General features: G+C 65.1%; 21 protein-coding genes. 4 read left to right on the top strand and 17 right to left on the bottom strand.

The window, feature by feature from the left end:
• Window positions 1–270 precede the first annotated feature (270 nt).
• Together HDC34_RS04900 and HDC34_RS04895 are read right to left on the bottom strand one after the other, a co-directional pair.
• A complete protein-coding gene (locus tag HDC34_RS04900) occupies window positions 271–1,686 on the bottom strand; it encodes a phosphatase PAP2 family protein (RefSeq protein WP_308807268.1) in 1,416 nt (471 codons plus the stop codon).
• 206 nt (window positions 1,687–1,892) lie between these two features.
• A complete protein-coding gene (locus HDC34_RS04895; RefSeq protein WP_179556079.1) occupies window positions 1,893–2,810 on the bottom strand; it encodes a UTP--glucose-1-phosphate uridylyltransferase in 918 nt (305 codons plus the stop codon).
• Between the two features lie 170 nt (window positions 2,811–2,980).
• On the opposite strand from HDC34_RS04895, the gene HDC34_RS04890 reads away from it, so the two are divergent.
• Window positions 2,981–3,568, top strand: a complete 588-nt coding sequence (locus HDC34_RS04890; protein WP_179556078.1) for a hypothetical protein — start codon at window positions 2,981–2,983, stop codon at window positions 3,566–3,568.
• Window positions 3,569–3,659: 91 nt separating this feature from the next.
• On the opposite strand, the gene HDC34_RS04885 is transcribed toward HDC34_RS04890, so the two are convergent.
• From HDC34_RS04885 to HDC34_RS04845, 9 genes are all read right to left on the bottom strand, one after another.
• Window positions 3,660–4,970, bottom strand: a complete 1,311-nt coding sequence (locus HDC34_RS04885) for a UDP-glucose/GDP-mannose dehydrogenase family protein (RefSeq protein ID WP_179556077.1) — start codon at window positions 4,968–4,970, stop codon at window positions 3,660–3,662.
• 72 nt (window positions 4,971–5,042) lie between these two features.
• Window positions 5,043–6,089, bottom strand: coding sequence for an acyltransferase (locus tag HDC34_RS04880; protein WP_179556076.1), 1,047 nt, complete (start codon window positions 6,087–6,089; stop codon window positions 5,043–5,045).
• Window positions 6,090–6,109: 20 nt separating this feature from the next.
• Entirely contained in the window at window positions 6,110–7,291 is a 1,182-nt protein-coding gene (locus tag HDC34_RS04875; RefSeq protein WP_179556075.1) for a hypothetical protein, read from the bottom strand.
• A 240-nt stretch (window positions 7,292–7,531) separates the two neighbouring features.
• Window positions 7,532–8,767, bottom strand: coding sequence for a polysaccharide pyruvyl transferase family protein (locus HDC34_RS04870; RefSeq protein WP_179556074.1), 1,236 nt, complete (start codon window positions 8,765–8,767; stop codon window positions 7,532–7,534).
• On the bottom strand, window positions 8,760–9,965 hold the full coding sequence (locus HDC34_RS04865) for a hypothetical protein (RefSeq protein WP_179556073.1): 1,206 nt from the start codon (window positions 9,963–9,965) through the stop codon (window positions 8,760–8,762). The genes HDC34_RS04870 and HDC34_RS04865 overlap by 8 nt, the downstream gene beginning before the upstream one ends.
• An 89-nt stretch (window positions 9,966–10,054) precedes the next feature.
• A complete protein-coding gene (locus tag HDC34_RS04860; protein WP_179556072.1) occupies window positions 10,055–11,002 on the bottom strand; it encodes a glycosyltransferase in 948 nt (315 codons plus the stop codon).
• Between the two features lie 2 nt (window positions 11,003–11,004).
• Window positions 11,005–11,955 (bottom strand): glycosyltransferase, encoded by a 951-nt coding sequence (locus tag HDC34_RS18145; RefSeq protein WP_218854892.1) that lies wholly within the window; start codon window positions 11,953–11,955, stop codon window positions 11,005–11,007.
• Between the two features lie 136 nt (window positions 11,956–12,091).
• Window positions 12,092–13,567 carry a polysaccharide biosynthesis tyrosine autokinase gene (locus HDC34_RS04850; RefSeq protein WP_179556071.1) on the bottom strand — a complete coding sequence of 492 codons (1,476 nt, stop codon included), beginning with the start codon at window positions 13,565–13,567 and terminating at the stop codon, window positions 12,092–12,094.
• 212 nt (window positions 13,568–13,779) lie between these two features.
• Window positions 13,780–14,556, bottom strand: coding sequence for an SGNH/GDSL hydrolase family protein (locus HDC34_RS04845; RefSeq protein WP_179556070.1), 777 nt, complete (start codon window positions 14,554–14,556; stop codon window positions 13,780–13,782).
• Between the two features lie 184 nt (window positions 14,557–14,740).
• Between HDC34_RS04845 and HDC34_RS04840 the strand changes: the two genes are divergently transcribed.
• Together HDC34_RS04840 and HDC34_RS04835 are read left to right on the top strand one after the other, a co-directional pair.
• Complete coding sequence (locus HDC34_RS04840; protein WP_179556069.1) at window positions 14,741–15,817, top strand: acyltransferase; 1,077 nt, start codon at window positions 14,741–14,743, stop codon at window positions 15,815–15,817.
• A gap of 52 nt (window positions 15,818–15,869) precedes the next feature.
• Window positions 15,870–17,060 carry an acyltransferase gene (locus tag HDC34_RS04835; protein WP_179556068.1) on the top strand — a complete coding sequence of 397 codons (1,191 nt, stop codon included), beginning with the start codon at window positions 15,870–15,872 and terminating at the stop codon, window positions 17,058–17,060.
• On the opposite strand, the gene galE is transcribed toward HDC34_RS04835, so the two are convergent.
• Window positions 17,050–18,039, bottom strand: a complete 990-nt coding sequence (gene galE, locus HDC34_RS04830) for a UDP-glucose 4-epimerase GalE (protein WP_179556067.1) — start codon at window positions 18,037–18,039, stop codon at window positions 17,050–17,052. The genes HDC34_RS04835 and galE overlap by 11 nt on opposite strands.
• Window positions 18,040–18,158: 119 nt before the next feature.
• On the bottom strand, window positions 18,159–18,281 hold the full coding sequence (gene ykgO, locus HDC34_RS04825; protein WP_179557095.1) for a type B 50S ribosomal protein L36: 123 nt from the start codon (window positions 18,279–18,281) through the stop codon (window positions 18,159–18,161).
• Between the two features lie 45 nt (window positions 18,282–18,326).
• On the opposite strand from ykgO, the gene HDC34_RS04820 reads away from it, so the two are divergent.
• Window positions 18,327–19,412 (top strand): GTP-binding protein, encoded by a 1,086-nt coding sequence (locus HDC34_RS04820; protein WP_179556066.1) that lies wholly within the window; start codon window positions 18,327–18,329, stop codon window positions 19,410–19,412.
• Window positions 19,413–19,428: 16 nt separating this feature from the next.
• Here HDC34_RS04820 and HDC34_RS04815 read toward each other — a convergent pair whose 3' ends face one another.
• The 4 genes from HDC34_RS04815 to folP form a co-directional block, all read right to left on the bottom strand.
• Window positions 19,429–20,355 carry a type IV toxin-antitoxin system AbiEi family antitoxin domain-containing protein gene (locus HDC34_RS04815; RefSeq protein WP_179556065.1) on the bottom strand — a complete coding sequence of 309 codons (927 nt, stop codon included), beginning with the start codon at window positions 20,353–20,355 and terminating at the stop codon, window positions 19,429–19,431.
• Window positions 20,356–21,083: 728 nt separating this feature from the next.
• On the bottom strand, window positions 21,084–21,683 hold the full coding sequence (locus HDC34_RS04810) for a DUF3180 domain-containing protein (RefSeq protein WP_179556064.1): 600 nt from the start codon (window positions 21,681–21,683) through the stop codon (window positions 21,084–21,086).
• Complete coding sequence (gene folK / locus HDC34_RS17655) at window positions 21,680–23,131, bottom strand: 2-amino-4-hydroxy-6-hydroxymethyldihydropteridine diphosphokinase (protein ID WP_179556063.1); 1,452 nt, start codon at window positions 23,129–23,131, stop codon at window positions 21,680–21,682. Before folK ends, HDC34_RS04810 begins: the two co-directional genes overlap by 4 nt.
• Entirely contained in the window at window positions 23,124–25,058 is a 1,935-nt protein-coding gene (folP, locus tag HDC34_RS18020; RefSeq protein ID WP_179556062.1) for a dihydropteroate synthase, read from the bottom strand. Before folP ends, folK begins: the two co-directional genes overlap by 8 nt.
• Between the last annotated feature and the right edge of the window lie 155 nt (window positions 25,059–25,213).

Below are 25,213 nucleotides of genomic sequence, written 5' to 3'. Positions count from 1 at the left end.
CCCCGGCAACAGCCTCCCCGACGTCATCAAAACCGAACTCACGAGGCTCAAGCCCAAGAACATCGTCATCCTCGGCGGCAACAACGCCGTCACCACCAGTGTTGAGAAGGAACTGAAGAACTACATCAAGTAAGGAGGCTTTGCGACTCTGTGCCGCGGAGAAAACGATGGCCATCCACCTCGCTCAGAGAGCGAAGTGGATGGCCATCGTTTGGTTGCGAGGCGTGCGCCAAGGCGCCGGACCTCAAGCAGCGAGGCGCCGCGCGGAGGCTAGCCGTTCGCCTTCGTGGCGCGCTTGCGCACTACCAGTGCGGTCGCGCCCGCGACCAGAAGCGCGAGTGCGGCCAGCAGTCCGGTGTTGAGGTTCTCGGCGCCGGTGGTGGCGAGGGCGTCCGAGACACTGTCTGCGTTGTCGCCGACTGCTACCGGCGCAGTCGTGGGCGTTGCGGATGCGGAGGGTGTGGTGGGTGCCGGCGCGGTGGGCGTCGCGGTGCCGGTCGGCTCCGAGGTCGGCGCCGGCGTCACGGTTGGCTCGGCGGTGCCGGGAGTGGTTGGCTCCGGCTGCTCGGCTCCTGCATCTACGAGGCTGATCGTCCCGTCGGCGTTGACCTCGACCTGAGCTGCCATGGCGGCGGCGAGGTTGAGTCGCTGCCAGCTGCCCTCGGTGCCCTCGTCGAGGGGGTATCCGGAGTCGATGGCCGTGAGCTCGAGCACCTGACGGCGCTGCTCGGGTGTGAGGTCGGGGTGGCTCGTGATGAGCAGCGACTCGGCGTTCGAGGGGATCGTGACGGCGTCGCCAGCGGGCGCGATCTGCGGGAACTCGTACGACATGCGCTGCTCGTAGAGCGCGAGCGCATCCTCATCGGACAGGTACGGGGTGTCGGCGGCGATGCAGTCGGCGAGTGCCGCACCGCATCCGGCCTCGAGGACACCGCGCAGCTCGGTCTCGGCCTCAGCGAACAGCTCGCGGAACGCGGGGTCGCTCATGCGGCGCTCGACGATGTGCTGACCCATCATGCGTCCGCTCATCACATCCAGCGGGTAGTGCGCGGCCATGACGATGCGGTTGTTGCCAGCCTCGGAGGTGCGGGCGAGGATCTGCGGGGCGAGCTCTGGCAGCATCATCGAGAGCGACGTGCCCTGCCAGTACGCCTGCGAGGTGTGGCCGCTCGGGTAGGCGCCGCTGGTCGAGTCCCAGGCGTCGCCACCCTCCTTGTCGCGGTACTGGAGCAGCTCGGGGAAGCGGATGTAGGGGCGGTCGTAGTCGAAGTAGTTCTTCGACGGGTTCGACGACGAGTAGTAGCCGACGAGGCCGCCGCTCTTCGCGAGGAGCGCGTCGATCTTCGGCAGCTCGCCCGCGAGGCGCGCCTCGGCGTAGATGGCACCGAGGTTCGCGCCGAGTCCGTCGGCCATGGAGACGGACATGTCGTCGTACTGGTCGACGATCGCGCGCTCGACCTGCTCGGGGGTGGCCGAGTTGTTGATCTCGACGGTCTGGCTGTCGTTGAGCGCGATGATGTCGGCACGGTCGGTGACGAGCCACGAGAACTGGTCCATGATCGGCACGTAGTCATACTCGGCGTTCGACGGGTAGTCGTAGGCGAGCTGGTCGTCGGTGAACGGCTCGGCGGCGGATGCAGCCCCCGCGCCGAAGCCGGAGAGGAGCACCCCCAGCCCGGTCGTCACAGCGAGAGTGGAAGTGAGGCGTCGTCGAGACGTCGTGATGCGCATGCGGGGTTCGGCCTAACGGTCGGGGGATGAACTCCGCGAGCGTAGGGATCCGGGGAATCGCGGCAGTGTCCGTTAGGTGGACGGCTAGTGAACTGGCTGGGGATGCAGAACGGGGACCCCGCACACTCCGCGCGAAGTCCCCGTGACGTTATTGCGCCGGGTCAGTCGGCGAGCTGCGCCGCAAAGGTCTGGAGCCACGGACGAAGCTCGGGGCCGAGCTTCGGGTCCTGGCTCGCGAGCTCGACCGTGGCCTTGATGTACTCGAGCTTGTTGCCGGTGTCGTAGCGACGTCCGTCGTAGACGACACCGACCACTCCCCCGAACGCCTCAGGGTCACCGGCGAGTACCTCGAGCGCATCGGTGAGCTGTATCTCGCCGCCGCGGCCGGGCGCCGTGCGCTCGAGTACATCGAACACCTCGGGGCGAAGCAGGTAGCGACCGATGACCGCGAGGTTCGAGGGTGCGTCTTCGCGGGCGGGCTTCTCGACAAGGCCCGTGAGCTGGATCGTGTCGGGGCCAACAACACCTTGCTCGCGCGGGATGCTCGTGTCATAGGCGGCAACGCCGTAGGCCGAGATCAGGTCGAGGTCGATCTCCTGCAGTGCGACGACGCTGGCGCCGGTCTGCTCGTGGACTTCGATCATGCGCTTAAGCAGCGAGCCGCCAGACGACATGATGTCGTCGCCGAGCAGAACTGCGAACGGCTCGTGACCGATGTGCTGCTTCGCGCGGAGCACGGCGTGACCCAGGCCGAGCGGGTCACCCTGGCGGAGGTAGTGGACGTCGGCGAGGTTCGTCGCCGCGTTGACGCGGGCCAGCTTCTCGTGCTCGCCGCGCGCCGCAAGGAGCGTCTCCAGCTCGGCAACACGGTCGAAGTGGTTCTCGAGCGACGCCTTGTGGCGTCCGGTGATCATGAGCACATCGGAGAGACCGGCCTCAACGGCCTCCTCCACTACGTACTGGATCGCGGGACGGTCGACAACCGGGAGCATCTCTTTCGGGATGGCCTTCGTCGCAGGCAAGAAGCGGGTTCCGAGGCCAGCTGCGGGGATGACGGCCTTGGTGATCGATGTTGGCATATATGGATGTTACCGAGATCACATGGACGTGCCTGTCCTGGCTCACTCAGCGTTACCCTGCAATACTGGGCCGAAGGAGCGGAGAATCTGTTCTCCCCCGACTCACAGCCGAGACGTCCACGAATTGCGCGCTCGCTGTGGATGTGCGGCCCGACGCAGGAAGCACGCGTATGAGCACGAATCAGGAGCAAGTTCGGGGTGAAGGGTCTTTAGATCGCCCCCTCTGGAAGCTCATCCTTCTCGGGCTCGCCGTACTTCTGGCCTGGCCAATCGCTCCCATCTTCACCCCCCTGAAGTTCACACCACAGACGTCCGATGTGATCCTGGTTCTTGGCCCCGCGACGCCAACTCGTCTAGCGCTGGCAGACGACATGCTCGAAGCCGGGTACAGCGACTTCCTTCTCATCTCAGCTGCGGAAGAAGGACCAGGCCGATCCATACCGATGACACCGACGTGCTCTACTCCGTCGAATTTCCGCGTGTACTGCAAACAATCTCTACCCTTCACGACTCAGGGCGAGATCGGGATGCTGGAAGAGCTAGCGCAGAAGAACGGGTGGGACTCAGCAATCATCGTCACGGACACCGCCCAGGTATCACGCGCACGTCTGTACGCAGAACGGTGCTTTTCCGGCCGGGCAGTCGTCCTGAGCGACGAATCACCTATGTCGATGGCGGACGCCGCTCAAGAGTACGTTTACCAGTCCGCGGGATTCGCTAAAGCACTCCTCATCACGACCGGCTGCGCCTCAAACTGACGGCCGCTGCCACGCGATAGAGCTCCCGTCCTAGTTTCGAAGCCCGCAATCTAACGGGGTTCCGGCGGGGGGGGGGGGGAGCGCCTCCACGTTATGGGCGACCCATCCCGTAGTAATCCCAGCCTGCTGCACGCCAGGCAACAGGATCGAGGCAGTTGCGTCCGTCAACGACGATCCTCTGAGCGACGACCTCGCCAGCCTCTGCAGGATCGAGATCCTTTCGGTACTCGTCCCACTCGGTCACGACGAGAACAATTTCGGCGTCTTGCAGCGCGACGCGGGTATCGGACTGATACTGGAGCTGAGGGTGCAAGCGCTGAGCATTTTCGAGGGCCTCAGGGTCGGTCACCGTCACGGCGGCGCCGAGTCCGTGCAGACGGACAGCGACATCCAGCGCGGGAGAGTCGCGGATATCGTCACTGTGTGGTTTGAAGGCAGCACCGAGTACGGCAACCTTCTTCCCGTGCAAGCTGCCGTCTAGCGCAGAGACGACGAGCTCAACAGCTCGGTCGCGCCGACGCAAGTTGATGGCGTCCACCTCACGCAGGAACCCTACTGATTCCCCCTTGCCGAGTTCCTCCGCGCGTGCCGCGAAGGCTCGAATGTCCTTGGGCAAGCATCCACCCCCGAAACCGATGCCAGCGCCCAAGAACCTGCGACCAATGCGCGCGTCGTGACCGATGGCATCAGCGAGCTGCGTGACATCCGCGCCAGTCACCTCGGCGATCTCCGCCATGGCGTTAATGAATGAGATCTTGGTTGCCAAGAAAGCGTTCGCCGCAACTTTGACCAGCTCAGCCGTCGCGTAGTCGGTGACGAGGAACGGCGTGCCCTTGTCAGTTGCCGGGTAATATAGTCTTCGGAGCACCTCGGCCGCACGATCGCCTTGGTCCCCGTCCGGCACTCCTACTACGAGCCGATCTGGATCGATGGTGTCCTGAACCGCCCACCCCTCGCGAAGGAACTCGGGATTCCAGACAAGCGTTGCTCCTGCTTTCGAGACAGCAGAAGCCAGTCGCGCTGCGGTCCCAACTGGCACAGTGGACTTGCCGGCCACGATATCTCCTGGCTTGAGAAAAGGCACGAGTGCTTCTATCGCAGCGTCCACGTAACGCAGATCCGCGGCGTATCCGCCCTTCCGTTGCGGGGTGCCCACTCCGATGAAGTGCACAACGGACTCCTTCACCTGCGACATGTCAGTCGTGAATCTGAGCCGCCCACTGGAGACACCTTCCGCCAGCATGTCAGGGAGTCCAGGTTCGAAGAACGGGGCGCGCGCTTCCGCAAGGGCCTTCACCTTGTTCTCGTCGACATCCACACCGACGACTTCGTGTCCGATGGAGGCCATAGCAGCAGCATGGACGGCCCCGAGGTATCCGCACCCAATTACTGAGATCTTCATGATTTTCTTCCTTTCGTCAACTTGCTGCTTGCGTAGCTTCACGACGGCAGCAGTCGGCCGGTAACTGGTGCTTCAAAAGCCCAACAGATGCGCCGCATATTTCTTGCTGATTAATTTGCGAGTGATCGAGATCGACGCCACGCTGAGTCCGAGGACCAGCGCGATCCCAACGACCTGGATCGCGGGAAGTACCGGAAGCGCCTCGAAGAGATGCAAACGTTCCACCATGAATCCGAACCCCATTATCCAGATCATGTGCACGAAGTATATGCCGTACGACCTCTCACCGAGATACACGAGCCCCGGAACGCCGGCATCCGGCTTCAGCTTGTGCCAGGACAAGACCAGGGCGATCACCGCAAAGGCATAGAGGATCGATGAAACCTTCAACTGACTGGCGGCGAATCCGGTCGTCATGGAGACCGACAGGAGCCAGTACGCCTCCACAACGCTGACGACGGCGGCTATGGCCACGGCCATAATGGAGATTCGTGTTGAGAACGCCTTTACCCCACGAACTCGAACCCAGATTCCGCCATAGTAGAAAGCGAACCAGGCTGGGAAGAAGTAGTTGTAGAGCTCGGGCAGGTCCCCTGTCGCGAATGCGAACCAATACATGAAGGCGACGTACACCGGTGTCACGGAGAACAAGACGCTGCCCCATCGCTGCGCGGCCGCCTTCACCAAGAGAGGAGTCAAGACCGTCAGCTGGATGAGGACGACGACGAAGTAAAGGTGAGCTGCAACAGATCCAATGATGATCTGCCCCAAGAGCTCGAAGGGACGCTGCAGAGAACCTGGATCCTGGGCGACCTCGGCAAGACCGTAAACAGAAGTCCAGATCAGGTACGGAATGAGCAGCCGCTTGATGCGCCCCCTCAGCCAGAGTCCTGGCGGTGTCACCCGCTGCGGCTTCACAAAGTAGCCGGCGAGGAAAAGGAAGAGCGCGACCGGAAAGTTCAGAAATTGGCGCGAGGCGATCCAGTAGTCGAAATTCCAGGCGTGCTCGCCACCCTGAAAACTCGCTCCAGTGGGCATATGTATCCAGATGACCGCTAAGATCGCCACACCGCGGGCTGCGTCCCAGAAGCGACTGCGCCCCTGGAGCGCGCCGCTCATTCTGCCGACATTCGTCGAAGTCAACGTGCCCCTCGCTTTCGAGCTGCTGCCGGTAGCAGTTCGCGATGCAATCGCTGATCGTCCGGGCTACGGAATGATCCAAGGACTGCCAGGAGGATAGGGAGGATCACGTATGGGTTGTTTGGGCCAGACACGGAAAGACTGTTGACCGCGGCAATGGCCAATAGGGCAAGGATGAGTGACACGGGCACTTTGGACCTGCGCATGAGGAACCACATGACGCCGAACGATATGAGGACGCCGATGATGCCTGCATCGAAGACTACTCGCATGAAGAACGAGTGCAGGATGACGGAGTAGCAGCTTCCATCGCCGGTCGACGAGAACAAGTTCTCGTAGTACGAAAGCGCGCTGCAAGCACCCGGTGACAGCGGCGTTATCGGCACGGTCCCGAAGAGCCATTCGATGATCGTCCAGTCGGTAGTCTCACCGAGGAAGACGGTCAGAAAGTTGAGACGGTCGAGCCGGACTTCGCCCTCCGCGCGGTCCATGAAGAGGCTGTAGGCGACAAGCCCCGCGAACGGAAGAGCCACAAGTGCCAAGTAGCGGACGAACACATTACCGCGGTCCGTCTGAGACACTGCGTACATCGCGAGGACCACGAAGGCGAGGACGCCGCTGCGTGAGCCAGAAACGACCGTGAGCAGACCGAGTGTCACGACGATGAGCAGGCGTGTCTTGTCGAGATGCCCGTAGACGAGCACGACGAGTCCCGCGAACAGTGGAATTTCGAAGTTGTTCTCCAGGAGCAGGCCCGGGCGAAGCCCCAGCAGCAACTGAGTGATGATGCCCTTGACGATCGCGAGGATCATAAGTGCCCAGGTCGTCACGATCAGCGGCTTGACAGTTCCCCACGTCTTTCCCACTGCAAGACAGAGGACAACGAGGTAGATAATCCACCGGTAAGCCTGCGCGAAGTCGAACAACGGGGCGTCGGTTGCAATGGCTGGAATGATCCGCGTGAGCATGTACGCGCTGAGCAGCAGAATTGTAGTAGTCGTGTGGATGCGCGTCTTGATCAGCAGGTAGAGCGCGAGCAGCCCGATCCACACGTCGAGCATTTCAGTGACAGGAAGCGGGCCGGTGCGTCCCAGGACGAAGGAGCTGATCACCCCGGCGCCGATGAGCATCACGCTCAGTACCCAGTTCATGAATGGAGGCACGGCGTCGCGCTTGTCCACCTCTGACGCCGTGGGCTCAGCGAGGATCGAGGGTATGTGAACGTTTCGCGTTGCTTTGACCACTACGAAACCTCCCCAGTCGTTTCCCCAGCGTTCAACGAAATGGCCGCGACGAAGAGAAGCGCGACACCTCGATGAGCGTCATGGCGGGTCGCACTCTTCTGCTCTCGCATCGACACGCGTCCTCTCCTTTGCTCCACCTCAGACAGCATTCTTCATCCTCTCCCGGCACGGTCCTGCTTAGCGGGATTCGAAGTTCGCCTCTGCGAGTTCAATGACCTTCGGGAGTCGGGTCAGAATTTGGCGTCGAACCGCGTCCAGATCCGTGGATCGAAGAAGCTCGCCCGCGAGGGAGGCGAATCCGCCATCGGAAGGCAGCGCCCAAGACGAGAGGCCGAACATCTCGTAGAGACCCTCTACCTTGCCCTGCGTCGAAATCGTCATCGCGGGAGTGCCCTGCCCGAGCGACATGATCGCGAGGTGCATCCGCCCCGTGAAGACCACAGAGGCGTTGCGCGCGATGCCCCGAACCTGAGCTGGAGTGCACTCTCCCGTGATCAGAAGATCGTTCTCGGTTCCGAACGCCGAGTGGACCTCGCTCACTGCCTGCGCGTCAGAGTGATCCTTGCGGATGACGTGAGGAAGAAACACGATCCGACTGTGCCCCTGCTCGCGAATCGCAGCGATAACTCGGCCGTACTCGGCCTTCTGGTCGGCGCGGCTCGCCAGGAGCCCGCTCGCGTTAACCACCGCGTACTTGCCGTCGTTCTGACCGTCTCGTTGCCAACGGTCGAATTCCGAGTACGCCTCAGTGTCGCGAGTGGTGAAGACCACATCCGCAGAGATCTTCGTCTGGGTGACGCCCGCATCTTTCAGCCTTGCATAGGAGAGCGGATCACGCGCGTAGATCGCGGTCTCCGACTGGGTTCGCTTCAACGCTCCCGCGGCTGTCGGCACCCAGTCGGGCGACCAACTGAACCCGAGGACGTTCGTCTGAGCCCCCTGCAGTGAGGCAACTCGCAGCACTGAAGCGCGCGCGAGAGAAGCATTCGTGTTGTATAGGCCATCCATGAGATCCGCCCCCACGAGAGTCACAGCCTTCGCCCGCGAGGCTGACTTCGCGAAGCGCGCGACGGCTGCGAGGCGAAAACCGGGGAGCCCCCGAATGAGATTGAGGCTCGCTACCGTCCGCACCCGGCCCTGGTGCTCAGTCGGGATTCTCACGAGTCCTTCGGCCTGCTCGTAGATCATGACCGAGCCTGGGGTCGCGGCGAGGTACGCCTCGAGCATGGCTTGATCACCGATGTTGCCGTTGCCTGGGGCAGCCACAAGCACCGACAGCGAACGCTCCGGGGTGCCCTTCTGTGTGGATCGCACCACACGCGCGACAAGCTCGTCTGGGACGAGAATCGCGGCGGCGTAGATTCCGGAGCGCTGGAGACGACGCAACGTCGATTTGATTCGCTTCTTAAGCACCTTCTTGGTCCCCACCATTCGTATTCCGTTTCTGGTACAGGAGGACCTGCACCCAGTTCAAAATCGATCGAATGAACTCTCCGATGGAGAGCCCGAGCTGCGAGCCGACGGCTCCTCCCGTCATTGCGCCGAATGCGACACCAACGATAGCCAGCGGCGCGGTGATGGCTTTGCTCCGGAAGGCGACGTTCACCCTACCCACGGCTCGAAGGTAGAGACCAGGCCCGACCGCTGCCCCTGTGCAGGCGAGAGCAAGGGCCACGAACGGGAATACCAGTTGAGCCCCCTCTGAGCTATCGCCAAGGATCACGACCAGGAACTCCGGAGGCGCAACTGCGACGAGTCCGAGAGCCGCGAGAACCGCGATGACCGTGCAGAACGAGAACAGCATCGACATGATCAGCAGCATCTTGTGCTTGCCCCTTGCTGCGAGGCGGCGGGTCTCGGGTGCAATGGCAACCGTCACCCCTCGTGTGATCAGCAAGATCGGCGATGCGAGCACTTGAGCGGCTCGGATCGAGCCTGCGGCAGGCAACCCAGCAAACGCAGCTACGAGGAAGGTCGCCCCCTGGGTGACGCCATTGGTGAGCAGGAAGTCACCGAGGAAGAATCGACCTGATGCCATGCGCTCCTTGAGCCAGGATGCAGCACTGCTCAGCCGGTACTTCGGACGAAGAAGGGCAAGGGCCGCAGCAGTAGCGAGCACCTCTGAAATTGCCCACGCCGAAATCTGGGTCACGATACTGGGCTCGCGTGCCACCAAGAGCAAGCCACCGACAACCGCCACAAGCGCGAGGAGATCGATCAGCGCTGCACTGCGTGACTGTTTGTTGGCGATGAGGATGTAGCGGAAGTGATCATGCGCGACGAGGAATGGGATCGCGGCAGCGAAAATCAGCAACGTCGAAGTCAGGTCGGGAATGAAGAAGGCGACGATGACGGTGACCAATGCGGCCATGACCGACAGCGCCAGGCTCGCGCTACTGGCGGCACTCATGTCACCCGAGGTTGTCCGATCCTCGACATGCGCGAAGGCGTAGATGTAGGTCTCAGCCGTAACTGCGCGGATCGACCCGATCAGCAGTGCGTAGACCGTGAACAGAATCGCAAAAACGCCGAAGTCGCCCGCAGACAACGCGCGCGCCACAAGAGCGGACAAGATCAGCGAGCTGACACTCGAGAGTACTTGCGCGCTCATGCTCCAGAAGAAGCGGATAGGGCCAGCGTACTTACTACCCATTTCCCATGCCCCACGGAAGCCAGATAGTTGCAATGCAAGTCTGGTTTCTAGTTCGCGGCATTGACGAGGGTCCTCAATTGGTCGAGCGTCGCGATCTGCTCACTCATTCTCAACTCGAGCAGCGCTTCAGACTTCAGCCGCAGTTCGTCGCCCTGATCCAACGTCTGCTTAACGGCGCCTGCGAGAGACCCAGCATCGTGGTCGGTGTAGATCGCAGCATCTCCAAAGAACTGACGAAGGACGACCTGGTCGCTAGCGAGCAGGGGGACGTTGGCGCAGAGAGCCTCGTATCCGGCACGCTGCATGGTGTCTGCTCGAGAAGTGAGCGCGAGAACTGCAGATGCTTCCTTCAGGAGCTCTTCATACTCGTTGTTGGCGATAAAACCAGTGAATTCGACATTTTGTCCGGCGCGAGCGCGGAGTGAAGCGGGTGCCCTACCCGTCAGCTTCCAGTTGACTTCGGGAGTGGCTCGTGCTGCCTCCATGATCGACTCGAGCGGCTCGTCAGCTGCGTAGCTCAGAGGAAGAAGAATGTAGGGCTCCTTCACCTGACCTGAACTCCGAGCAGAAGGACGGAGAACATCGTGGAGCACATGCACGTTATCGACACGGCTACCGACCTGCTCAGCGAGAGGTTCGTTGGTCACGAAAACGTGATGGCGCCTTAGCAGCCTGAGCCCGATGTTCGTGAACCAAGACCATTTGCGATCGTTGAAGAACCCGCTATGAAGATCACCAAGTAGCGTCACTCCCCCCGTGGCAACGGAGTACGCGTAGGCCGTCACCAAGAGTGGCGCGGGAGGCTGGAGGAAGAATACATACTGCGGGCGCCGGGTCCTGAGGAAGCGCCAGGTCTTCCAAGAAAGTACGCAGTACTTGATCGGGAGGGGCAGTTTTTTCCCGGATCCCGGGACATAGTTGAAGAGGTCAACCTCTTCGGCGATATCGCGGCTGCGACCATGGTCAGTCCAGCTGACGAAACTTCCGTTAACCATGTCTAGCGATCGCCTTCCAGTCCGGAGAGCGCCAGCGTCGCTCGGTGTCGAGAGCTCTCGATGTGCTGCGCGGTGAGCTCCGCCACCTGGACCGGGACCGCGAGAGAGAGCGATTCGAGCAGACTCGTGATCTGCTGCTGGTGGTCGTCGACGTGTTCCCCGTGCGCGGCGCGGCGCGGAACAACCACGGGAGACTTGCCCATGTTCAGGAGGTCCATGACCGTTCCAACACCGGCATGGGTGACCACGACATCGGCCTCCCGGGCGGAACTCTCGAATTCTTTTGCATCCATGTAGGTGTGCACCGCACCAGGGAGGTCATCACGATCCGTGACGCCCAACTGCCACGTCGTATTCTCGCCGCACACCCCAGTTTCCAAGAGCCGATCAACAAGAGAGTCGAATCGGTAGGGCTTGATCGTGCCCAAGGTGACGAAGACCTTCGGTGCGCACTGCGTCTCTTGAGCCTGCCGTTGAACAGTTCGGTACTCGGCCAGGACAGGAGGGATGGGATTCCAGCGCCCGGTCGCCCAGGCGGAGTGCTGCGTGTGCATTTTCACGAGGCGGCTTGCGTAGAGCAGGCGGCCGCTTAGCGACGGCCCCTCGACGCGCGACACGCTTTCAATGTAGGAAGCCGGGATACCTCGCCGCCGCGCCAAGGGGAGGCCGGCGAGCGCAAGGCCGGCCCCAGTGCTCACGGCACCGTCGAAGTTCTCGACCCGGAGACGGCGATCGATGATCTGGGCGGCCTTCAGAAGCGAGCGCCAGTCCCTGGGAGCTACGTATGGCACGAAGAGCACCCGTCGTCCGTCCAGAAGACTTCTCGACTGCTCCGTATCGAACGTGACCCAGAGCGAGTTCTCGGCTGCCCCCAGGCGCGACTGCATGCGAGTCAGTTGAGCGAGATGTCCGCCTGTCGACGCGATGAGGAGGAGTTTACGCTGCTCGCTCACTGCTGAGCACCGCCAACAGCCGTCCAAAGTGCGGAAGCTTCGGTCGAATCAGACCAACGCCCTGAATATCGATACATGGTCGTGCTCCGGGGGAAATCATTTTGCGGGGGATAGTGATTCGGCGAGCCCGGCCGATCTACTGCGGCGCATCGCGCGCCTTGCGACTCCTGGTGGAGACGATCGGCATCTGGCCAGTCCCGATCTTGCGATACTCGGTGGTCGGGTTGCCCTGCTCATCCGTTCCGTAATACGCGCCATATGCGCCGTATGAACCGTACGCGTAGGAGTCAGGACCCTTCGTGGGGACCTTCGTAACGACGATTCCAGAGACCTCCGAGCCGATACCTTCCAGCTGAGCCACGGCGGCCGTAAGAGCGCTTCGAGGAGTTTGTCCGCTTGCGACGACAAGAAGCGTCCCGTGTGCCAGCTCGCTCAGCACGGCTCCGTCCGTGACGAGCAGGAGCGGCGGCGCGTCGATGATGACGTAGTCGTGCTCGGAGAGGAGCTGGTCGTGCACCTGTTGCATGGTGTGAGAGCCGAGCAGCTCGCTCGGGTTCGGGGGGATGCGTCCAGCAGGCAAGACATAGAGACGCCCGCGACCCCAGCGCTGCAGCACGTCCTTCGGCTCGGCGCGTCCGCTCAGGAGGTCGGTCAGACCGACCGAGCCGTCGACGCCCATGGTCGTCGCGACCTTGGGCTTACGGAGGTCTCCGTCGACCAGCACGACCTTAGCGCCCTGCTCGGCGAGCGCGATCGCGATGTTCGCCGACGTCGTGCTCTTGCCTTCGGAGGGCAGCGAGCTCGTGACGACGAAGCTATGGCGCGTGTTCTCGATGTCCATGAAGCGAAGGTTGGTTCGAAGCGCACGGTAGGACTCGGCTTTGGGGCTCTTCGGCTCCTCGTGCACGATGAGCGGCCGCTTGCCGGCGTCCGGGTCGTACGCGATGGTACCGATGACAGGACGGTCGGTGATCTGCGAGATGTCGTGGGTGCTTCGGATCTTCGTGTCCATGACCTGGCGGAGGAGCGCAACACCGATACCAAGGGCGAGGCCGACGATTGCGCCAAGACCAACGTTGAGGGGAACGCGGGGGCTGACCGGGGAAGCCGAAGCGACCGCCGACTGCACAGGCTCGATCTTCACCAGACTGGGGGCAGCTCCATCCGGCTTCTCAAGCTCGTCGACGATCACTTCGATGAAGTTGCTCGCAACCGAGTTGGCGAGGGTCGCAGCCATTTCGGGCGATTCATCCTCAACAGAGATCTCGATGACGACGGTTCCGGTCTGGTTCCCTGCAGAGATCTTCGACGCCAGCTGCGCCGACGTCATCGACAGCTGTAGTTCCTCAATCACTCGGGAAGTGACGATCTCCTTGTTGACGACCGAGGTGTAGGACTGGACTGCCTGCCGCGCAAATGTCGACCCCTGACTCAGTTCCTGAGCTGCTCCGCCATCCGAGGAACGAACCGAGACATACAGCTCCGCCGTCGACGAGTACTTGGGCGTCATGAGCAGCGATGCGCCCGCCCCTGCCGCGACACCCGCCAGGGTGCAGATCAGGATGATGATCCAGTTCTTGTGCAGGATTCGCAGGTAGTCGCGCAGTTCCATAAAGGTCCGTCCGTGTGTCTCTTGCGCTCGTGCCGCAGCCGCTTTCGCGGCTGGCACGAAACGGGTGGCTCGCGGTTCGGAGCGCAGGGGGTATCTCAGGCAAGCTGGGGCAAGCCCGGCCTCATACTACTGGTGTCATGTTATTGGGCTGTAAATTCTTGAAATGTGCCGCGCTGGTCGCAGATCGGGCACACGCTGGCGCAGAACGCTGATCAGCCGCCGATTTCCACGGGCAGGCCAGCGTCGACAGCGTTCGCAATCAGCTGGTGACCGGCGTCGTCAGGGTGCAGGCCGTCGAGCTCGAAGTACTGGAACTCGTCCTCGAACAGGTGACCCACGTCCAGGTACTGGCCGCCGACTGCGGTCACGTCCGCTTCGATCAGCTCACTCGTGAGCGTCAGCTGCGCGGGGTACGCCGTGCTCACCCAGAATGGCGAAACTGCGATGATGCGTGCATCCGGCAACCCGGCGCGAAGGTCGGTGAAGACCGACTCGACGCCGAGCTCCTGATCGAGCTCCGACATGTTGAGACCGCCCGAGACGATCACCACATCAGGCTGCGCCTCGATGGCTTCCTCGACCTGGACCGCGTACGAGTTCCACTCTTCGAGGCCCTGGCCGTAGCTCGCGCCACTCACACCCAGGTTCAGCTCTTCCCAGCCGTTCGCCGCGGCCAGCAGCGTGGTCCACCGCAGCGACGGGTCGCTCGCGCCGACACCCTCCGTGTACGAGTCGCCGATGAACGCGACCGTCAGGCCGGTTCCCGCAGGGGTCGCCGACGGTGCGGAAGCGGATGGAGCCCCACCGGAGTTCGCCGCCGAAGCGGCATCTTCCGAGCTGGCAATGGTAAGAACTGGTTCTGCGCCTGCCCCCGCGGGGACCTCACGTGGCATGAACGCCAGAGCCACCAACGCAGCCGCAGCGAGAGCCACGACCACGAGCAGTGTCAGCTGGGGCCAACGACGCGCACTCTGGTTGCGTGTTTTCATTTCCCAGTGATCGTACCGGCCCAGCGGCACACCTTGTACTGCCCGGGGAACCGAAGGCGGTTCCGACACGCGCAGATCCCCGGGATTTAGCCCTGGACGTCATTTCAGATTCATCCAAATTCGCCATGTCACAGCCCAGAAAACGGGCAAGTGTAGCGTCGAGACACGGCGAAACGGAGAACGAATGGCGACGCACGACGCGACAGCACGCGCATCGTCGACCGTGCCCCGGCAGCGCGAACGCTGGATCGACCTCATCCGCGGCACCGCCATCCTCCTCGTCATCGCCAACCACGCCATCGACGTGCCCATGCACATCGCCGACATCACCCCCGGCACCGTCATCGACGACGTCACCCTCTACTTCGCACCATTCCGCATGACCTCCCTCATGCTGCTCTCCGGCCTCCTCCTCCCCCGCGCCCTCGCCAAACCACCCCGCCGCTACTACGCCAGCAAGCTCCGCACCCTCGCCTGGCCGTACGTCGTCTGGCTCGTGATCTTCTGGATCGCCACCTCCAACCCGACAGAGTGGATGCGCCCAGACGGCTGGGCCACACGCAGCTGGCTCTGGTTCATCCTCTGCCTCTTCCTCTCCTACGTGGCCGCGCCCCTGCTCACCCGCATCCCGACCCCGTGGTTCGCCCTCGTGCCGATCACCCTCTGGCTGCTCAGCACCGTCGCCCCAGACGGCACGCTCTTCGACCTCAGCTACTACAGCGGATTCTTCTTCGCCGGCTACCTCATCGCCCGAACCCAGCACCTGCTGAGGCGCTTCGACACCGCACCGGCGATGGTGCTGCTCCTCGTCGGCAGCTCCGCCTTCGCCGCACTGCTCGTGCTCCAGGAGCACGGGCTCACCCTCACCTCGCCCACGACGCCCGGCACGAACGACGACGGGTCCATCGAGCGCTTCGACCTGATCTGGGTTCCCGTCGTACTCGCCGGCATCGCCGGCACCGCGCTCCTCGCGCGACGCATCCGCGGCACCCTCGACGGACACCGCGAACCCGCCCTCTCACGCTTCCTGCAGCACATCGGCCGCAACTCGGTCGTGTTCTACCTCATCCACTACCCACTGCAGATCATGCTCGTGAGACTCCTGGCCGCGACAGGCATCACCGAGCAGCCCATCGTGATGAGCGCGTGCATCATCGCCGCACTTGCCGTATCGTTCGGCGCTGTTGCACTTCGACGCCGCAGCCGCGTCGTGAATGCGCTCTTCGTCTTCCCGCAACGAGCAACGCCGGCCACCAGATGATCGGAACGCGGTTCGCGCACCGTGACACCCCTCCAGCGCCCACTGAACCCCCATGCCAACACCAGCACCCACCGAGCAGTCAGCCCGCAGAGGCCCGGCCCATGTGACGCCCGACTCCGCCTCGAGCCTCGGACCCGGCCCCGGACCCGCAAGACGGCGCGAGCACTGGATGGACCTCGTCCGCGGCGCCGCGATCCTCCTCGTCGTCACCTTCCACGCCAGCGCCATCCCGATCTTCCTCGCCGGCGTCGACCCGACCAGCGTCATCAACGACCTCAACACGCTCTTCGCGCCCTACCGGATGAGCACGCTCCTCCTCCTCTCCGGAATGCTCCTCGGCCGCTCCCTCGCGAAGACGGGCCCCACCTACTACACGGGCAAGCTCCGCACCCTGGTCTGGCCGTACCTGCTCTGGGGCACCGTGTACTGGCTCGTCACCATGCAAGACGGGTGGACAGACCCCGGCAACTGGATCGCCCTCAGCTGGCTCTGGTTCATCTTCTACCTCGCCATCTACTACCTCGCCGCCCCGCTCCTCACCCGCATCCGCGGCCCCTGGTTCGCGCTCGTGCCACTCGCCCTCTGGGGCCTCAGCGCCGTGCTCTCCGCCGACGGGATCGGCCCATCCGGGATGTGGGGCGACCTCGCCTACTACGGCGGATTCTTCTTCGCCGGCCACCTCGTCGCCCAGCACCGACAGCAGCTCGCCCGCATCGAGAGCTGGCCACTCCTCATCGCCTGCACCGCCATCGCCGGCGGCTTCGGCGCGCTGCTCATCGGGCAGACACGCGGCACCTACTTCGGCCTCGACGGCGCACTGCAGTGGGTCTCGGGCACAACCTCGACAGCCCCCGGCGACGGCTCACTCACCGCCGCGACCCGCCTCATCGACCGCTACGAGCTCGTCTGGATCCCCGTCGTCCTCGCCGGGGTCGCCGCGATCATGATGATCACCCGCCGCCTCACCGGCGCCCAACAGGGCCTCGACGGCAACTCCGCCCGCTGGCTGCAGTACATCGGCCGCAACTCCGTCGTCTTCTACGTCGTCCACTACCCCGCGCAGATCATGATCACCTCATGGCTCGGCGACTGGGGCATGCGCGACCCCACCTGGATGCTCATCATCAACACCGCCGTCGCGATGAGCCTCAGCTACCTCTTCTGCTGGCTGCGCCGCTGGCCAGCAGGAGACGCCGTCTTCGTCTTCCCGAAGCTGCGTCCCCGCCGCCGCCCTACGCCTTGACCGGAGCGCCGTTGCGCTCGAACCCCGACCACGCCGACGTGACCATGTCGTCCAGCGAGTACTTCGCCGTCCACCCCAGCTCATCCTTGATCCGGGATGCGTCAGCCACCAGCAAAGCCGGGTCACCCGGGCGACGAGGCGCGACGTCCGCCTCGAACTGCTGCCCGCTCGCGCGACGCACCGCATCCAACACATCGAACACGGAGTAGCCCTCACCGCGACCCACGTTGTACTCGGCCGAGACCGGCTCGCCAGCCGCGATCGCATCCAGCACCGCAAGATGCGCATCCGCCAGATCGACGACGTGCACGTAGTCACGGACGCACGTGCCGTCAGGCGTCGGATAGTCATCGCCGAACACCAGCGGCGACTTCCCCTCGGCAAGCTTCTCGAAGATCATCGGCACGAGGTTCAACGCGAAGCGGTCGGCCAGCTCATCGCTGCCAGCACCCGCGACGTTGAAGTAGCGCAACGACACAGCACTGATGCCCGCGGCCTTCGCCGACGCCTGCACGAGCCACTCCCCCGCCAGCTTCGTCTGACCGTACGGGTTGATGGGGTTCTTCACATCGTCCTCGCGGATCGGCTCGTCGGACCCGGTCCCGAGGCCGTACACGGCCGCCGACGAAGAGAACACCAGGCTCTTCACGTCCGCGCGCTGCATGGCCTCGAGCACGTTCGCGAGCCCACCCATGTTCTGCTGGTAGTACCAGGCGGGCCTCGCCACCGACTCGCCGACCTGCTTCTTCGCCGCGAAGTGGATGACGCTCGTCACCTCGAGCGCCTGCATGATGTCGGCAAGCGCATCCGCCGCGCCCGTCGTGGAGATATCGAAGTTGAAGTGCGGGGTCGCGCCGACCTTCTCGGGAGTGCCCGTCGTGAGGTCATCGACGACAACCGCCGTGTCGCCGCGAGCCTCAAGGGCAGCAAGCACGTGAGCGCCGATGTAACCGGCACCGCCGGTGATGAGCACAGTCATGGTGAATCTCCTCAGAGTGCGTCAGCGCCGAGCGGCTGCGCCGGGCTTCGTCGGACGCGCCGGAACGCACCCGCCACCATTCTGGCAGTTCCGGGGAACAGGCGCGCCCGAGCGGCGGGTCAGCCCTGCCGCGCCTTCATGCGCGGATTCTTCTTGTTGATGACGAACGTGCGACCGCGGCGGCGGACGATCTGCGAGCCGGGGACCTTCTTGAGCGCCTTGAGCGAGTTGCGAACCTTCATGGCCGTGCCTTCCTTCTTGAGAATGTTTCTCATTAGACTACTCGCATGACCCCCGACCAGCCAATCAGCCAGACCGCGACGAGCTCACTCGGCATGACCCTCGTCAGCGGCCTCGAGACCTCCGGGCGACAGCTCGTGACCGCCCTCATGTGCGGCGAACCGGGCGGCCCGACGCCCGCGAGCGACTACGGCGACGAGCAGACGGGGGCGCTGGCGCTCGGCGTCGAACTCGCCGAGGACCTGCTGCGGCAGGCCTCGGACGGACGGCGCGGCAACACCATCGTCGAGCTCTCGGCAGACGCAGACCCGCAGAGCATCGGACTCGCGATGGAGCATGTCCTCGCCGAGGGACGCGGTGCGATGGCTCCAACTCCAGGCGATGATGAAGCTGGGCTCGTCATAGGCCCACGAGAGTTCGTCACCGTCGCCAGCATCTCCGACGTCAGACGCCTGCTGTTCCAAGAGGGAACCTCCCTGTCTGACGACGCCGACGCATCCGCCACCCTCGTCGGGCAGCTCGAGTTTGCGACCGTCATCGTCCTCACCGCCGCCGACGCGCACCCCGCCGGCGTCGTCAGCGAGACCTGCGCGCTCATCCAGCAGCTCAACCCCACAGCCGCCATCACCACACCAGCCGCGGCCACCGAACTCGGGCGGCGACTGCGGCCGATCCGTCCACGACTCGCGCACCAGCTCGCCTCCACCGCCGGCTGGATGCTGCGCCTCGACGAACACACGCACTTCCCGCCGGCCCGCGGCCCCCTCGACTGCCACGTCTTCAACGAGCCGAGACCCCTCCACCCCGAACGCCTCACCACAGCCCTCGGTGGCATGACCCCCGACCGAGTCGGGCTCATCGCCCGCTCCCGCGGACTCTTCCGCCTCGCCAGCCGCACGGATCACGTCGGCGACTGGTCGAGCACCGGCAGCAGCATCCAGCTCGGCGCCTCCGGCCTCGCCAGCTCAGACCCGGACGCACCCATCGGCACCACCATCGCCTTCTTCGGGAAGAACCTCCGCACCGACGCCATCGACACCGCCCTGCACGACTGCGCCCTCACCGACGATGAGCTCATCGCCGGCCCGACCGCCTGGCATGGTTATGCCGACCAGTTCCCGGGATGGGAGTAGCGACCCGCAACAGCGTTCACAACCCGACGTGACCCCCAGAGAACCTCCTCGAAATACGCCGCCCACGCGCCAGAACCTTCAGAAGCGCTTGCTCAGTCGACTCCCACTCCACCATCACCTGCTCATACGTCAAACGAACGACGACGAACCCCATCGCAACCAGCAGCAAGTCGCGTCGCCGATCCTCCGCAGCAGCCGCAGGGGACACATGGAACTCCCGAGAGTCACACTCAACGATCAACCACCCGTCGACGAACAGATCGACATACCCCACGCCGTCGAACTGCGCCTGCGTCTCAACGGCACAACCCCGGCCACGCAGCCAGAACCTCACAAGCGTCTCCGTTCCCGACATGCTCGTCCCGTCCACCCCTCCAACCTTCCGCGCCGCCCCAGCCGACCCGCTCGCCGCAATGCCGAGCAGAACCTCCTCGCTCACCAGCCCGCGATTCAACAGAGAGTCGCTCACCACCGCAAGATCGCGGGCGCCCAAACATTCGAACGCCATTCGCAACGCCAACTGGACATCATCGACCGCGCACCTGCCCAGCGGAACATCACCCCCTCGAGACGGACGGTGCAAAAGCAAACCCCGCTCAGACGGACCGAACGCCGGCGCGCCCTCGCTGCGACGCTCCGTGTGCCCGCGCTCCCCGAAACGAATGCGCACATGCGGGTAGGTGGGACGAAGATCCCAGGCGCCGTGCAGCGCCAATGCGCTCATGCAGGTGAGACGCGCCCGCGCCCGAACCGCGCGCTTCACCTCGAGTCGGCCAGCACCGAACTCGTACCAGCCTCTGCAGACCCGAGCCACTTGCCCCTCACGCATCGCCCGGCGCAATTCGGCGTCGGTCAGCCCCTCGTCAAGCCATTCGGCGCGAGAGAAGACCCCACCGAGCGCGCGCTTCGTGATGCTCGCCGTGTGCGACGCGTGTTCTGTCATGTGGTCAGGAGAACGCAAAATACGTCGCCGTCGACTCCGAGCGGCTCGAACTGTGGGTAACACCTGCTCACACTCACGGTGACGACAGAGTGGAGGGCGCCTGTTCTCAGCGCCAAAGGCACACCACGTCACCGTGACTGACACGGTTCTCGAACGAACCCGCGATCAGGCCGGTTGCTGGCCGGACGGTGATCAGCTCGACTGCTGGCGGACAAGAGCGAACCCCTGTCGACGACGACCGGGCGCACGAGAACTCGAACAGAGAGCCGACATCTGCACCGGAAGGCGGCCTGGGCGACCGCGCCTGACGGTCGAGCCGGCGGCAACAAGCAAGCTTGACAGTCACGGTGACGTGACGCCGGCATCAGTGCGTTTTCGGAGCTCTCCCAGGCCCAGGTCACCTTGACTGCCAGAACGCAGCACTTGAGAGACTTCGTCCGCCCGGGCTGGCCTACTAACGCCGGCGAGTTGACCGGAGACAGAGCGGGGCGATGTCATCGCTCGATCACCCGACGACCGAGAACTCGATGCGGACAGTCACGGTGACGAGACGCGCAGAGCGGCGAACTGCCGAGGCTGTCGACACCGATTCGTTCCCAGGACGGGATCAGCGAGCACGCAGAGGGGCAGGCCGATCACGCGGGCAGCCGGGCCAGGCCAGGCCAGCCCGGCCCATCCTGGAGGCGCTCGACCGTTTCGCCGAACGCGCTGGTCGGAGGCGCCGAACGCTACGCGGCGACGGGGTTCTGCGAAGTGGCGGTCTCCTCGCCTCCCGGCGGGATGCGGCACCACGATTCCGCGATGAGGCCGACGGCCAGCAGGACGGCCGCGCCGATCACCGAGACGACGGCGTGCCAGATGGGCTCTTCCGGCGGCACCGTGCGTGTCACCGCGAACGCGAGAACGCCCAGCGCGACACCGGCCATGAGCGACGAAGCCAAGCTCGCCGCGCGCGCGAACGCCAGCACGCGGAACGCGTACTGCGGGTCGACGCGCTTTCCCCTGACGTCGCGCTCGACCTCGCGGCCGTTGCGCTCGTCGCGGTCCGCGCCACCACCGGCCCCACCGTGTTCGAGGCCAGGCGCACGCCGCCGCGACTCTGCCTCGCGGCGCTCTCGCCACAGGCGGCGCGTGTACGCCCGGATGGGCCACGCGAGCCACAGGAGCAGCCCTGCGAGCACGACCAGCGTCAGGGGCATCGTGAGCGGCGGCGCCATGACGGGACGACCAGAGGTCACGAGCCAGGTCTCCACGCACCACGCGAGCACGCCCCCGATCACGACCAGCCCGACGAGCAGGCCAGGTCGCGTTCTGCTCGCGAGGTTCACTGCACGATCCGATCGACTCGATCCGGAGCGGCCGCCCGCAACTCCGCGACGCTGCCGTGCGGGGCGAGCTGCGCGCGCGGGTCGACCTCGAGCCACGGGGCCAGGACGAACGCACGCTCGTGCGCCCGCGGGTGCGGGAGCTGCAGCTCGCCGTCGCGGAGCTCGCCGGACACCTGGATGAGATCGAGGTCCAGCGTTCGGCTCCCCCAGCGCGTCTCGCGCGTACGGCCGTGCGCATCCTCGATGGTGTGCAGCGCCTGTAGAAGGTCTTCGGCGGGCAGATCGGTGTCGACGAGCACCACCGCGTTTCGGTAGGCGGGGGCTTCTTCGCTGACGCCCTCGAGCGTCAGCGCGGGCGTCTCGTAGAGGCTCGAAGCGGCGACCAGCTTCGTGCCTGGCAGCTCCGAGATGCTGCGCAGGGCGGAGGACAGGGTCGCGTCGCGGTCGCCGAGGTTGGCGCCGAGCGCGATCACCGCCTGGCGAACGCGTGTCGGCAGCTGGGCCGACGTGGCGTTCGGAGCGCCACCGGCGCGGCTCACGACGGCCGCATCGGAGGGCGAACGCTCGTCCTGCTCGCGCTGCGCGATCGGCGAGAAGAGGTCGCCAGCAGGCTCGATGCGTGGCAGCGGCACGTTGGGGGCTCCCCCGGAGTCGAGGACGATCGACGCGTCGGAGGCGGTGTGCGCGGCGGCGGCCGCTTCACGCGCGAGGAAATCGTCCTCGGCGCTCGCCGACGCGGCGGTGCTCGGAGCCGCAGCGGGAACGGTGGCAGGAACGGCCGTGGCTGCCGTCTGGGCGCTGGGCGCCTGGACCGCGTGCGCGGCCGCCGATTCCAGGTACTCCCCCGGAGCGGCCGGCCGATGCCGCAGGATGCTCACGGCGACATCCTCGAAGTCCAAGGCGACAGGCGCCTGGGGCTTGTGCACCGTGATCCGCACCGCCACCGCGTCGTCGAAGCCGAACGTGGCCGCCGCCAGGCGCTCGGCCAGCGTCTCGATGAGATCGACCGGTTCACCGGTCACGATCGCGTGCAACGCGTGCATCCACTCGCCGTAATGCAGTGTGTCGCCGATGTGATCGCTCGACGAGGCCGCGGCCGCGTCCACCCATGCCTCGGCGTCGACGTAGAAGTCCTGGCCGTCCCGGCGCTCGTGCTCGAACACCCCGTGATGGCCGCGGGCGTGCATGCGCGTGATGATGATGCGGTCCAGCTCGGGCTCCGGGACGCCGGTGCGGCGGTGCGGCTCTGGCGTAGCCGTTGCTGCGAGCTCGGACGGGACCTGACCGGCGACGCTGTTGGTCGCACCGACGACCGGCTCGCGCACGAACGCGTGCTCGTGCGCATGCCCGCGAGCAGCGTCAGCGGCCGCACTGCGTGTGGCGGTGGGCGCATCCGCCACCCGTCTGGCGTCCAGGTTCGGCTCGTGTCCGCTCGAGTGATCAGTCATCCTGTGCTCCTTCACGCCACGCGTCGACGACATCCAGCGCCACGCGGTTCGCCTCGACGTTGTGCACCCGAACGCCCCAGACGCCCGCCTTCGCGGCGAGCGCCGTGATGACCGCCGTCGGCAGGTCGCGCTCGGTCACGTCCGCATCCGGTCCCAGCATCTCGCCCGTGAAGCGCTTCCGCGAGGCCCCCACTAGCAGCGGATGCCCGAGCGCCACGAACTGCTCGAGCTCGCGCAGCACGGCCCAGTTGTCGTCGCGGCGCTTCGCGAAACCGAGGCCGGGGTCGAGCACGATCTGCGACGGGTCCAGCCCGGCGTCGACGGCGCGGTCCCGGGCACCCGCCAGCTCGGAGAGGATCTCGGCGGCAGGGTCGCGGTAGTCTGCGAGCTCGTTCATGCGCACCGAGTGGCCGCGCCAGTGGCTCAGGATGAACGGGTTCCCGCTCTCGGCGACGAGGCCGAGCATCGCGGGGTCGGCCAGTCCGCCCGACACGTCGTTGACGTACTCGGCGCCGAGCTCGAGTGCGGCCTCGGCCGTCTTCGCGTACATCGTGTCGATGCTCACGAGCACGCCGAGCCCCGCGAGCTCCTTGATGACCGGCAGGACGCGCGCGGCTTCCTCCTCCTGCGGCACCCGCACGGCGCCGGGGCGCGTGGACTCGCCACCGACGTCGATGATGTCGGCGCCCTGTGCGACGAGCTCACGCGCGCGTCGCAGCGCACGCTTCGTGCGGCGATTCTGGCTGAAGAGATCCTCGAACTTGCCGCCGTCGCTGAAGGAGTCCGGCGTGATGTTCAGGATGCCCAGGATGCGCGGACGCTTCGGGATCGCAGGCTGCAGCAGGTTCGTGAACCGCTGCGGCAGCTCGAACGGGCGCGTGTTCACGGGGCCGGAGTCCTCCGCCCACTGCTCACCCGTCGCCGCGTCGAGCTGCGCGTCGCGCTCGGTGACCTCGGCGGGCGCGTGCGATGCGGGTGCCGCCGCTGCAGTCGCTGCAGCCTCCGGCTCCGCTGCTTCTGGCGCTCCAGCCGTGTCGTCCTCGTCGGCTGACGCGGAGCTCGCCTGCGTCCCCAACCGTGGGTCGAAGCGCGCGCCGCGCAGCACGTGACCGACGATGGGCGCGGCGGGCGGAGCCGACTGACCGCTCGCGGCGGGCGTCGCGGCGGCGGCCTCATCGGCGGCGACGATCAGCTGCGCTCCGATGAGCGAGATGATCTCGGCGCGAGCGATGGGCTCGGAGAGCTCGCCCCGCGCAGACACGGTCACGACGACGCCAGCCTGCTGCCGCGAGCCGCGAAGCCCGGCGCACGCGTGACTCGCCTCGATGATCGCAAGCGCCCCGCGGGCGTCGAGCGCCGTCATCATTGCGTCGACCAGCTCATCGCCGAGTCGCTCCTGCAGGGTCGGTCGTGCGGAGAGCGTCTCGAGGAGCGCGTGCAGACGGCCGAAACCGACGATCGATTCCCCGGGCACGTAGGCGAGGTGCACTCTGCCGGAGAAGGGCAGCAGGTGGTGCTCGCACATGGATCTGAAGGCGAGATCGCGGAGGACGACGGGCTGCGACACGGGCGAGGTTGCGTTGTCCGCGGATGCAGATGCGGGTTCCGATGCGCGTGCGGAGGCAGACTCGGACGCGACGGCACTCGAAGATGCGGCGAGCGGAGCCCCGGATTCGGCTGCGCCGGAGACAGCCCCAAATGGATGCTGCGTGTCGGCGACCGGGAACCTGGCGCCAGCCAGAGGCGTGATCGCGTCAACCCCGATGCCGCCGAACAGCTCGAGCGCGGCCTCCGCGACCCGCTCGGGAGTGCGCACGAGGCCAGGGCGGTCGGGGTCCTCGCCGATTGCCGCCAGGAACTCCCGCACGGCAGCCTGCGCGCGCCCAAGATCGACCCGCTCCGACGATCCGGAACCGACATCGTTCATTTGCAAGTCCTCACTCCGCAGCGCCCGCAACGCGGGTCGGTCTCCATCCTCCCGCGAAACGAAGCCCGCGCGCATCCCCGCACCGCCCGCGCGAGTCGCGCGGCGACCCGCAGACGTGTATCCGATGCGGAGGCGAGCCACCCACACTCGACACC

Source organism: Pseudoclavibacter sp. JAI123 (genome assembly GCF_013409665.1).
GTDB lineage: Bacteria > Actinomycetota > Actinomycetes > Actinomycetales > Microbacteriaceae > Pseudoclavibacter.
This window is presented reverse-complemented; position numbering and strand designations above follow the sequence as displayed.